The following is an 11756-nucleotide window of genomic DNA, read 5'->3' as shown; positions in this document are numbered from 1 at the left end:
GAGGAATTTCCATTAGAATACGCACACAAATTTGTTCTGGCACACTTTGCGTCTTGCAATCCAATCCACGCCGAACAACCGTAATGCGCCCGTAGCTCAGCTGGATAGAGCGTCGCCCTCCGGAGGCGAAGGATTGACCAAAATGGTCACTGTAGGGCGCAGGACAGAAAAGTAAGTAAAAAGATATGCACCTGTAGCTCAGCTGGATAGAGCGCGCCCCTCCGGAGGGTGAGGTCGGAGGTTCGAATCCTCTCAGGTGCACCACTTCTTCAATTAATTCAGTGATTTACATGAGTGGTAGCGTTTCACTCTTCCAAGAATACCCATTTCTTTTTTCTCAGTACTAATACTGCATTTCAAATAACACTCTTCAAGCAGTCTCAAATGTCCTTCGCTTTTTGTGACCAAAATTGCCTCTTTTTTGTCTTGTGACCAAAATGTGACCATATGGTGACCAAAATGATTTTTAGGTCATTTTAAGCATCGAAATTTTCGCTAGTTACTCTTCGTCTTTTTGTATTTCTAGTAAGTCTTCGATTCCACATCCTAAGTAATTACATAGCTGCTCCAGTACTTCGAACTCTACGCGCACAGCTGTCTCATGGTATAGGCGTGTAATAGTTCCTCTATTAATTCCTGTCTCATTAGAAACGTCTGAAATTTTGAGTTTCTTTTCACCCATAATTTTAGATAAGTGACACTTTATCATCTTAAACCTCAAAAAATGATCTACAGAAGATCAAAAAGACTTGCAATAGATCTAAAAAAGGCTATTATGATCTATAGAAGATCATTAAGGTCTTTTGAAGATCCTAATAACTTGTAGGAGTTTAATATTATGTCACAAACATATCTAACAACCGAAGAACTTTCTGGACGGATTAAGTACGACAGCAAGACCATACGTCGCAAATTAAAGGACACGGTTCTTATCGAGGGCATCCATTATTTTCGACCATTCGGTGGTCGCAAAATTTTGTACATCTGGGAGCAGATAGAGGAAGACATGTTTAAAGCGCCTGCCATTAACACATTGATGGCTGGTGTCCACTAGGAGGATATATGGGAAGCATTAACGTTAGAAGCGGTAAGTTGCTATTGGATTTCCGTTTTAAGGGTGAGCGCTGCCGTGAGCAGACTAAACTGACAGACTCTCCTGCAAACAAGAAGCGAGCAAAGCAAATTCTTGATCGCATTGAGGCTGAAATCACTTTGGGCACATTTAAATATTGGGATTATTTCCCAAACAGTAAAAAAGCTGATGTGTTTCGTGAGCAGCGAGATATGTTGACCGAACACACTGCGCAAAAGGCAAGAAAAACGCTTTTATTCAAAGAGTTTGCAGAGCTTTGGTTTGATGAGAAAAAGATCGAATGGAGAAAGTCGCATGCTCTTTCAGTGAGAAATAGTATTGATGTGTACTCAATACCTTACTTCGGTAATAAAGAAGTCGGCAGCATCACAAAAGCAGACATACTAAATTTTCGTTCAACTCTCGCCAAAGAACCCAAACGAAAAAATAGTGCTCTTAAACCTGCATCAATCAACAAGATAATGACGCCTCTTAGAATGATCATTAATGAAGCCGCCGACCGATACGAGTTTACCTCTCCTTGGAAAGGAATTAAATCGTTAAAGATCATGAAAACAGACATAGATCCGTTTTCTTTGGATCAAGTGAATTTGATTATTCAGTCGGTGAGAAGGGATTTTAAAAGCTATTTCACTGTACGTTTCTTTACGGGAATGCGTACAGGCGAAGTGGATGGCCTTAAGTGGAAGTACGTTGATTTTGAAAGGCGACAGATTTTGATTCGTGAAACTTGGGTAAAAGGGGAGTTTACTTACACTAAAACAGACGGTTCTCAGCGTGAAATTTATATGTCTCAGCCAGTCTATGACGCATTAAAAGCGCAATACAAAATGACACATGATCAAGATCTGGTGTTTTGCAATATTGATGGTACGTCTCTTAGAAGTGACACCGTGACGAAGCGTATTTGGTATCCACTGCTAAGGCTGTTGGATCTCAAGAAACGACGCCCTTACCAAACACGCCACACGGCAGCGACGCTTTGGTTGGCGTCGGGTGAAAACCCAGAATGGATTGCTCGTCAGATGGGGCATACAACCACAGAAATGCTATTTCGCGTGTACTCACGATATGTTCCGAATTTAACCCGACAAGATGGTTCTGCCTTTGATCGTCTATTGTTGCAAGAACGCATGAAATTAACCGAGCAAAAATCAGAGACTGGAGAATAAAGTATGGCTAAATCGAATATTTGGGTAACACCTAAGGCTGAAAAGATGTCAAAGATGCTAATTGATGATCTTCATATTATTGATGGCGTAGGTTTAGCCTCTATACTTAATTTGGCTCCAGTTTATACAAATAGTGAAGCTGTGGCGCTCTGGGTGCAAGAAAAGTTAACTAATGAATATGACCGCTATTCTGATTATGGGCTTTTGCGGTGTTCTTTAGTGGGCACTGTTCCGGCTTTTTTGCAAGGAGAATGTTGGTAATCTTTGATGGTAAGGTAGGGAGTATCACTCCCTACCTTTTTGTGTTGTTATCTTAATGCTGGAGTCAAAATGGATATATCAACAGTAGATAAAGTAGACCTTAGTAAAAATTGTGCCAATGTCATTCTTTGGTTGAAGCAGCAAAGCGCCCAGCAATGTTGGGACCTGTCTGATGATGAAATGGCGACATTACTTGGTGGGATTCAAACAGAGAAATGGAAGTACTGGCAGGAAATCAGTGAAGATATTGGAATGCTAGATTTAGAGCTCAAAACAATAGAAAGATTATCTTTATTGGCGGGTATTTATAAGGCGATACATCAAAGTGTCCCTATTGGCTTACATTATAGCTCTTTTAAAAGGCCTGTTAATCATCCTCTTTTTGAGGGGTTATCAGTTAAAGAATATTTGTTAAAAAACAGTTCAATTAATGATTTTTATGAGGTTAGAAATTACTTTTTAAGTAGGACATGAGCGAATTGGATCCTCTAGTTGACTCTGTCAATGACATACTAGCGGTTAAAAATTAGTCGTTTAAATACATTTCAGCCATACCATCGAGTTTCGCTTTTACTTCTTTCCAATTGGGCATGACTTGTGTAAGTAAGCGCCAGAATCGCTCGCTGTGATTGTACTCGGCAATATGACAAAGCTCGTGGAGTATCACGTAATCAATGCATTCTTTCGGTGCTTTTATAAGGTGAGGGTTAAGCACTAATTGGCCTTTGGCGGAACAGCTCCCCCATTGTTTTTTCATTTCCATCACACGAAATGATGGAATGTCGGCCACCCACGTGGTTTTTTTGAGTACTTCTGTCAGTCGTTGTTGAAACAGCGCTTGGGCTTTATTTTTATACCATTGATCAACAAGCTCTTTTACTTTCTTGGCGCGCTCTTCGTGATCCTGTTGAAATGTTACCTGTAGCTGGCCACGGTTTAGTTTGACGTTGTTTGTTTGGTCAGTATCCACCAGCACTTTTAAGACATAGCGTTTGCCTAAATAAAATTGTGTTTCGCCACTGACGTAATGCTTCGGTTTCACAGTATCCTTTTGCTTAGCAAATGTTTCGATGCTTTGCCAAATCCATCTAGCTCGTTTTAGTACGGCTTTTCTTATGAGCTCTTCAGAAGCATCAAAGGGAGCTGAAGCCGTCACTTTCTGGTCTGGGTATACTTTTATCGTTACTTTTCGGTTGCTTTTGATCACACCATCACAAGGCGCTAGTTTACGAATGACATGATATTGAATAGTGTTGTCTCCATAAGTAAAAAGACCAGTTTCACTGGGAGTTGTCATTGTGCCTTACCCTCTTGCTAAGCCTAAACGTGTGATTTTTAGGACTTCCTCGATCAGTTTTTGTGCGTTATCGAGACCTATGGCAACAAATAATACGGGTAATAACTTCATGCTGATGGCGTTTTCAATTTCAGCTGGATTAATAGAATATTCTGCAACAGCCGTATTAACAGCTTCATCAATTTCAAACGCGAGAGAAACCAAGCGACTATTATCTAATGATTTTTCTGATAAGAACTCATCATCAAAAAGAAGCTTGAATAACCCAAAATAGGCCTGAGCATGCCTATTGAGTTTTCCAGACTCGTCAACAAAATCGTTTGGCATGTTAGGCATTTTTCGTTCTTTTATATCTTGTTCAAAGTCGGCAAACAGAATGTATTGTTTGACCGGCGCATCAAACATGGCTTTCGCATCCTCAATGGCTTTTTTTAGAAGATTAGAAAAATGCTCCTGAGCATAAGGATCATCTGCCAAATCCTGTTCAATCATTTTGGTGATACGCCCCGTGATTTTATCAGTTTGATTTCGGGCTTCATCGTTGGTCATTTCTTCTGGTTTTGCGTGCCTACCCAAATTACCTACCAAATAGGCGCCTTCGGGTTCCTTTATTTCAATTCCAGCAATATGCTTGTCTAGCAAGCTTCGAATATCTTCTGAGTATTCGTCATAGTTGATGGTTTCATTGGCATCTTCACGAACTTGTAGGCGCAACTCAACAAACGATTTTAAGTCACGTTTATAGAGATCTCGTTTGTTCCCTGCAGGGGAAGCACCATCAAAAAATTTGTCTTCAAAGTAATTGGCTGATTGAAGGGCGACCTTCATACAATTAGAAAAGGCAGTGAGAGCAGCATAGAAATCGTCTCTTTTCTTCGAATTGGCATCATTAAAATGCCCGTTTGTTTCACGGATTTTTGGCGCTAATGCTTGTCTTAACGCGGGACCATCTTGCTTGTTCTTTACGCCATCAAAAATCGTCCATAAATCACGATGTAAGCCTGGGAGCTTCTTATACTCCATATCCATTCGATTATATAAGCCCTTCAAATCATCAATTTCAAAGCCATTTTGTGTACGCTCAGCTAGGTCTTGGTATTTATCGATTGTGGTATCTAGCTCTTTTAAAATGCCGCGATAGTCAATTAAGTAACCAAACTGCTTTTTTTTGTGTAAACGGTTTACCCGAGCAATTGCTTGTATCAAGTTATGTTCTTTGAGGGGTTTATCAATATACAGTACGGTGTTTTTTGGCTCGTCAAAGCCTGTTAAAAGTTTATCGACGACGATCATAATATCGGGGCCTTCATCACGGCTGAACTCATTAATGATCGCTGAGGTATATGCCTTTTCATCACCACGATACGTTTGTGCTACGTTATTTTTCCACCACTTTTGGACGATATCTTTGCTTTCTTGGTCCACATCTTCGTGTCCTTCACGGGTGTCTGGCGAAGACATAGCAAGAACCGAAGTGACCTTGCCAATTTTATCCAAAGCATATTGATAGCGGACGGCCGTGGCTTTTGAGTCGCAAGCCAACTGACCTTTCAAATGTCTTTGTTTAAAGTTCTGGAAGTGGTCAGAAATATCGTGAGCAATTAACTCAATACGACCTTCGGTTTGGTAAATTTGTCCTTTTTTAGAGAACTTCCTTTTCAGATCCGATTTTTGTTCGTCTGTGAGTTTTTCGGTAATTCGATCAAACCAGGCATCGATGGCTTTGTCATTCACATTCAAATCGGGAATGCGCTCTTCATACAACAGAGGTGTGACCGTCTGGTCTTCGACGGCCTGTTGCATGGTATAGGAGTGAATGATCTTACCGAATTTATTTTCGGTCTTATCGTCTTTTAATAGGGGAGTTCCGGTAAAGGCAACAAAGGCTGCTTTTGGTAAGGCTTGTCGCATCCGAATGTTGTTTTCGCCGTTTTGACTACGGTGGCCTTCATCAACCAAAACTATAATATTCGGACTGTCGTTAAAGCAGTTTTTTTGTTTTACCGCGGAGCCAAATTTATTAATGATGGAAAAAATGACCCGCTCGTTGCCTTGACCGATTTGCTCTGCCAAGCGCTTACCCGATGTCGCCATGGCCTCTTTTTTATCTCGTGCGGTAAAGACTCCACCTGATGAAAAGGTTCGGCTTAGCTGGTCTTCTAGGTCTATTCGATCGGTAACAATGATTACTCGGCACTGGGCGAGCTCTTCAAACCAAATCAAGGCTTTGGATAAAAATACCATGGTAAAGGATTTGCCGCTGCCGGTGGTGTGCCAGATCACGCCACCTTCTCGTGCGCCAGCAGGATCAAACGTACTGATACGCTCTATTAACGCTTTAATGCCAAATACTTGCTGATAACGAGCGACGATTTTGCCTGCTTTTTTATCAAATAAAGTGAATAAGCGCGTCATTTCCAGTAAACGGTCGGGGCGTAGTAAGCAGGTGATGATCCTGTCTTGATCGGTCACGGCCAAATCTCCAGCGCTTATTAACGACTCGTATTGTGTTCTGGAGGAGGTAGGTCGGTGATTAAAAAGTCGGTTGAGCTGTTGATCGTTTAAGGCCTGATTTTTCAAGCGGATAAACTCAGCTTCAGTTATTCCATGGTGAGAGTCTTCTTCTTTCCATTTAGCCCAAAACTTTTCAGGTGTGCCACAGGTGCCATATAAACCATCGTGACCATTGACCGACAGTAATAACTGACTATAGGCGTAAAGGTGCGGAATTTCGGTTTGGCCTTGATTGCGAATATGCTGAGAAATCGCTTCGGTATTTGTTGAGCGACCTTCCTTTTTTGAGTCTGGTCGCTTGGCTTCGATTACCGCTAGAGGAAGGCCATTTACAAAGCAGACAATATCGGGAATGCGGTTGCCTGTGCCTTCTGCATTTTGTACAACCAACTCTTCGGTAAAATGGAACTGGTTATTACCTAAATGGTGCCAATCAATAAGTTGAATAGTCGGAGAGGCTTTTTTGCCATCAATGAACTCAGTAACACTCACTCCATACATCAGGGCATTATAGATTTTTTCATTAGCTGCTTTTAGCCCTAAGTTCATTGCTGGGTTTAACTCATGCATCACTTTATCAATTGCGGCTTCAGTGAGTTTGTGTTGCTTACCAGCAAATGGAAATGTTTGTTTGGCTAAAAAGTCATGCAGTTTAGGCAACAAAATAACCTGATGAGTTCTTTTCTTATTGATTGCTAGAGCATTGCCACGCAAAGCCTCGCATTCGCTTGGAGGAATAAAGGTGTAGCCCAGATTTGAGAGCAAAGACAGTGCGGGGATTTTTGCACTGAATTCTTCCGTGTAATTGACGGCCGTATGCGAAGTTATGTCCATTTCAATTGCTCTTTTTCATTATCTAATTGATACAACAGCAGACATAAAAAAACCGCCAAGGTTGTGCGATAACCCTTTAATTTGAGAAAAAAGGACACTAAGCGTGACGGTTATGTTGCTATTATTGTCTGAAGAATTGACTATGCCGTCAATCCAAAACTTTAGGTGTAGCATTCTATAAGCTCTGTAAGGGCATTGATGATAGGCCTTCTATTGCTTCAAAGGTGGCGACGAACTCTTTGGTTATCTCTTCTATTGATAGGGCATTGATAGGCCACCTAAAGAAACAATACCCACTAGAGTACCAACGATTAATCGCTTTATTGGCTAGCGATTCATGAATATTGACTAGCTCTAATTCTGAATTGTCTGTCTGAACCTGAATTTGGATGAAAATGTGTTTCCCTGCATTACGCTGATCATCATCAACTATGTCTGATGGGGCACTAGTGGCGAAAAGTACTACTTCGGTCAATTCATCTTTGCTGCATAGGATAGTAGTAGGCAAACCGAACCAAGAAGCTTTTTGGCTGCGCAATACATCTCTTAGCTCTGGGTGCTGTTCCAGTTTGGTATGCGCTTTTTGTTGGACACTTTCTAAGGTGCTTTTTAGTAAATTCCAGGCCTGAGATATTTCACTAAGGTGCGTTAAAATAAATTCTTCTTGGGCGCTATTTTGCTTTACGTCATTCACTAGGTTCTCCAAATGTAGTAAAAAATCCTTTAGTACCAAAGACCACTTATTAAAGGGGGCATCGAAAAAATGCTCTTGCAGTCGAGTCTTAATTTCATCAACCAAATGTTGAAAGCTGATTCCACACCAACGGTGATTGAGGTGTGCGTTATCTACTTTTCCATCTGGAGACAGAATAACAAAAACCGCCCGCTTTTCTGTTTCATCTGTTAAATCATTATCTGTGTTTAGCGACTTATTAGACCGAATTAAGCTGTCTACATAGCCTTCATATTCTTCGAAGGGGTTAATTTGCTGGTGGTTGACTTTACTCTCTATTGCGATAACCCATTCGTCTGAGCTTAATAATAAATCAATACGCTTGTTATTTTTTGTTGTGACTTCTCGCTGTGGTCTTCCGTGGACTTGTCCATTCTGTAGATTTTGGTAGATGACATTTTGGCGTATTAGGCTAACAATGCTTGAAATCACCAAATCATTCATCTCATGAACTTCTGCTGTGTTACAGAAGAAGCTAAGCACTTCAGTCATCGGGTTTTCGAAATGCCCACGACTTCCAATATCAAAGATAGTCGTTTCTCGTTTTACCTGAGGAAGTTGCTTAAAGGCATCGACTAAAGCCGTTAACTGTTCAATATCCATTTTAGGGGATTCCTTTGTATAAGTTTTAAGCTTGGGGCAGGTCTCATTAACGCTTAAATTTCTCTATAGAGTTATCGTGTTACTTATCTATTCAGTGGCTGAGTCAAGTGTTCTGCCTTGATAATCATGCAATGTCACGCCTTGCTCTGTTTTCCAGTTTACCCAACCATTAGCTGTGGCAAGCAATAAAAACATTGAGGCACCACTAGGTGAGGGAAACAAATAGTCTCGTTGAAATACAAAGCGGTCATTTTGTTCAACTATTACCCCTTTAGCTAAAAGGCGGTCGCGCTTATCGTAAAACCTTTGGTCGGTTTTGCGCGTTGTTGTCATCGGGGCGGAGGAGCCTTTCAATACAACCATGCCTTCATTGGTATAAATACCTCTGGCATCCACATCGGCACGGTTACAAATGAATACCTGTTCTGGTTTAGTAGATGACTGTTCAGCAAGAGGTTCAAAAATTGGATAACCAAGAGTGGCTAGCAACAAACTGCCGATTTCATGAATTTCATCACAATCAGCTTTAAGTGGAATCGGCGTGTGGGGCTTTTGCCCGCCATTGCCATTAAGCAGTTCATATCGCTGGCAGAGTTTGGCTTTTTCAATAGACAGGGATTCTAAATACAGCACATGAGTTTGGGTTAAGTTATTGGTGAGCGACACCAATACAAGTACTCGTTCCCAGTCTTTCTTTTCGTCTTTATAGTGCTGCATCAATCGGCTACCCACATCACCCGACTGTCCAATATACAACTCGTCTTTGCTATCGCCAGAGACTAAAAAATATAGCCCAACCTGCTTGGCTTCCGGCATTTTCACGAACTCAGCAATATCACTTCGCGGCACTTCAATTAAGCGAATAATCGAAGTGGTTTGCTCGGCAATGCGAATGCCCGCAGGGTCGCCTGTAGGTAGAAATATTTGAATGGTGCGAGGGCGCTTATTGTTGTGCATTACTCATCTCTTCTTAATACAGGCGGTAAAGGAGGAAATGGCTTAAACCACTCCTTATGAACTTTACAGTTTTCACTGTTAGGTTCAGGGTGTGCTTGCTTTACACGAACATGTAAAGGCATCGAAACACAATTCCCAAATATAAGAGCTTCTCCTGGTACCGATTGCTTGATTTTATTCGCAAAGTCATCTGAAAAATAAGGAAGAATGGCATAGACGTACTTCATATCTATTTCATTTTGTATTCGGTGTACTATAAAGTTAGAGCATTGCGATAAAACAGTTTCAGATAATTCCGAAGGACGTTGAGATGATATTAATAAATACAGGGCATACTTCCTGCCTTCACGAGCTATTTGTTCAAAGATATTTTCTCGAAGAAGATATTTTGAGTCCTTTTTGATGTATCGGTGTGCCTCATCAAGCACCAGATGTATAGGCTTTTCACGTCTTTCCGAGCCATTTAGCTTTTTTCGTGATGAAAAATTGAGCCTTGAGGTTACTGAAGTTAACGTTTCCAATGCGTCTTTAGATAATTCACTAGTATCAATGATCACCATATTGGTTTGCGCAGGTACAGCTAAGTTAGTCTGCCATAACCATTCCAAATATTGATCAATATTGATTGTGCCAGCAGGACGATTTCTCATGAAATCACAGTCTTGGTTATCTAAGAAAAAATCTAACCTCGTCATCATAGTAGAGGTATACTCTCTAACTCTTCTATTACCTCTAGCATCCTCTTCCAGCAGCGTTAAATTGGCAGCCTGTTTCAAGAATCGATAATCAAAATATTGTTCTGAGTTAGCACGTAGAGAGATTACTTCCTGAACATTACCATAATCAATTTTTTTCCGAACTGCATCAACAGCTTGTTTTAACTTATCATTATTGTTTCCATAAGCTACCGCACAGTTGTTATACAGTTTGTGTAAATCATCATGCATCCCTTCATCTACACAAGCTTGTTTTAGATGCTCATCAAGATCAATGAGTTCTGAAATCCCATAAATAACATTTTTAGCAGCGGTAACGATAGCGGTGTCAGTATCACCTTGACCTAACAGCATATGAACTAAATTACATACTTTAAATCGCAAGTAATTAATAAATTTCTGTCTTTCTACCCCTCCACGGGTAGAAATCATGTAAAACTTGTAGCTCTCTTGTAGTACCTTGTCCCAGAAAGGGCGTTGGGTAGCATCTGTCGCCATTAAGAACGCACTCCACTCATCAATGTTCATGAGGAAGTGAGGAAGGTAAAATGGTTCAAAACCGTCCTCTGCGCCTGTGATATTGGGTTTAAGCAATCTAACTTTCAAATTGGGGCATTTATCATGACCTGTAAAAGCGTTCTTGTATTCACCATTAACATCGAAAATTAAAATACGAGAGCCAATAGCTGAGTTATTCTTTTTCTTATGTATTTCTTGAATAATGTGGGCAATAGTATTTGACTTGCCACTACCAGAATTTCCCAGTACAGCAGAGTGAATGTTAAAGAATGAATTTATTGAGATATCTATGGGGTAGTTGATTAAGTTTTTACTTTCGCCAAGATGAAAACTCTGATGGATACATTCGCTTAATCCTTTATCTTTCTTGGTTTGAAGGATCAGTTCCATATCTTCAAAAGTCACAATGGCAACTTCACTGTAGATACCAGGGAATATACCCACACCCAGATTAAACTTCCCCGTCCTTGTAATTGTTCCAACAGGCTTTAACAGTAATTCTCTGTTGCTATCAATATCGTAAGCAGCAGAATCTAATCTCGTGTCACTATCGAAAATAGACACAACCTCACTGATGAGTTGTTCTCCTACGGAGTTGGTTGTTTTTAAATAACTACCAATGTTACCGAAGTAGTAAAGTACTCCTGCTACATTCACCGAGTTTCCTCTGATTTCTGAAGAGATCTTTACCCGAAACTGATTAAAATTTACAGATGTAATTTTCCCTATTTTCATTTTTTATCCTTAAGCGACTTGATTGATTTTATAAATTCTTCAAGTACTTCACTTTCCTTATTGCGGTCTAAATCAGGGATAAAGTTATTCACGATGTAGTTAAAGTAATGAATTTTTTCTTTTTTAGTGCCTATATCATCGTCATTAGAAGGTTTAACTTCACCAGATATTTGATATATTCGTCTATCGGTTAACTGAATCGCCACTAATTAGCTAGACACCTTTTAGTTAGATAAAATGATCTAAGTGAGAGGTATTTATGAGCAAAGTACGTTACCCAGAACAATTCAAAATTGAAGCGGTTAAGCAAGTGACAGAAGCA

The 11756-nt window shown here is 40.3% G+C and carries 11 protein-coding genes and 1 tRNA gene; 5 read left to right on the top strand and 7 right to left on the bottom strand.

The annotated features are described in order from the left end of the window. The first annotated feature begins 187 nt into the window (after positions 1–187). Positions 188–264 (top strand) — tRNA-Arg (locus ACN0VI_RS15155). Positions 265–499: 235 nt separating this feature from the next. Here the strand turns inward: ACN0VI_RS15155 and ACN0VI_RS15150 are convergent. Next, positions 500–709, bottom strand: coding sequence for a helix-turn-helix domain-containing protein (locus ACN0VI_RS15150; RefSeq protein WP_176336245.1), 210 nt, complete (start codon positions 707–709; stop codon positions 500–502). A 129-nt stretch (positions 710–838) separates the two neighbouring features. Here ACN0VI_RS15150 and ACN0VI_RS15145 point away from each other — a divergent pair, with 129 nt between their 5' ends. From ACN0VI_RS15145 to ACN0VI_RS15130, 4 genes are all read left to right on the top strand, one after another. Continuing rightward, positions 839–1054 (top strand): hypothetical protein, encoded by a 216-nt coding sequence (locus ACN0VI_RS15145; RefSeq protein ID WP_114412610.1) that lies wholly within the window; start codon positions 839–841, stop codon positions 1052–1054. 8 nt (positions 1055–1062) lie between these two features. Next, entirely contained in the window at positions 1063–2265 is a 1203-nt protein-coding gene (locus ACN0VI_RS15140) for an Arm DNA-binding domain-containing protein (RefSeq protein WP_417447379.1), read from the top strand. 3 nt (positions 2266–2268) lie between these two features. Further along, positions 2269–2526, top strand: a complete 258-nt coding sequence (locus ACN0VI_RS15135; protein WP_417447378.1) for a hypothetical protein — start codon at positions 2269–2271, stop codon at positions 2524–2526. Between the two features lie 69 nt (positions 2527–2595). After that, entirely contained in the window at positions 2596–3000 is a 405-nt protein-coding gene (locus ACN0VI_RS15130) for a hypothetical protein (protein WP_417447377.1), read from the top strand. A gap of 52 nt (positions 3001–3052) precedes the next feature. Here ACN0VI_RS15130 and ACN0VI_RS15125 read toward each other — a convergent pair whose 3' ends face one another. From ACN0VI_RS15125 to ACN0VI_RS15100, 6 genes are all read right to left on the bottom strand, one after another. After that, the gene (locus ACN0VI_RS15125) at positions 3053–3823 is read right to left on the bottom strand and encodes a M48 family metallopeptidase (RefSeq protein ID WP_417447376.1); all 771 of its coding nucleotides are present in this window, start codon (positions 3821–3823) and stop codon (positions 3053–3055) included. Between the two features lie 6 nt (positions 3824–3829). Continuing rightward, complete coding sequence (locus ACN0VI_RS15120) at positions 3830–7171, bottom strand: type I restriction endonuclease subunit R (protein WP_417447375.1); 3342 nt, start codon at positions 7169–7171, stop codon at positions 3830–3832. Between the two features lie 175 nt (positions 7172–7346). Continuing rightward, entirely contained in the window at positions 7347–8507 is a 1161-nt protein-coding gene (locus ACN0VI_RS15115; protein ID WP_417447374.1) for a PD-(D/E)XK nuclease family protein, read from the bottom strand. 87 nt (positions 8508–8594) lie between these two features. Next, complete coding sequence (locus tag ACN0VI_RS15110) at positions 8595–9464, bottom strand: GIY-YIG nuclease family protein (protein ID WP_417447373.1); 870 nt, start codon at positions 9462–9464, stop codon at positions 8595–8597. Continuing rightward, positions 9464–11434, bottom strand: a complete 1971-nt coding sequence (locus ACN0VI_RS15105; protein WP_417447372.1) for an ATP-binding protein — start codon at positions 11432–11434, stop codon at positions 9464–9466. The genes ACN0VI_RS15110 and ACN0VI_RS15105 overlap by 1 nt, the downstream gene beginning before the upstream one ends. Continuing rightward, positions 11431–11640 carry a hypothetical protein gene (locus ACN0VI_RS15100; RefSeq protein WP_417447371.1) on the bottom strand — a complete coding sequence of 70 codons (210 nt, stop codon included), beginning with the start codon at positions 11638–11640 and terminating at the stop codon, positions 11431–11433. Before ACN0VI_RS15100 ends, ACN0VI_RS15105 begins: the two co-directional genes overlap by 4 nt. Between the last annotated feature and the right edge of the window lie 116 nt (positions 11641–11756).

Origin of the sequence: Kangiella sp. (assembly GCF_048265365.1) — a bacterium.
Classification (GTDB): domain Bacteria; phylum Pseudomonadota; class Gammaproteobacteria; order Enterobacterales; family Kangiellaceae; genus Kangiella.
Note: the sequence above shows the minus strand (reverse complement) of the source record. Positions and strands in the feature narration are given on the sequence as shown.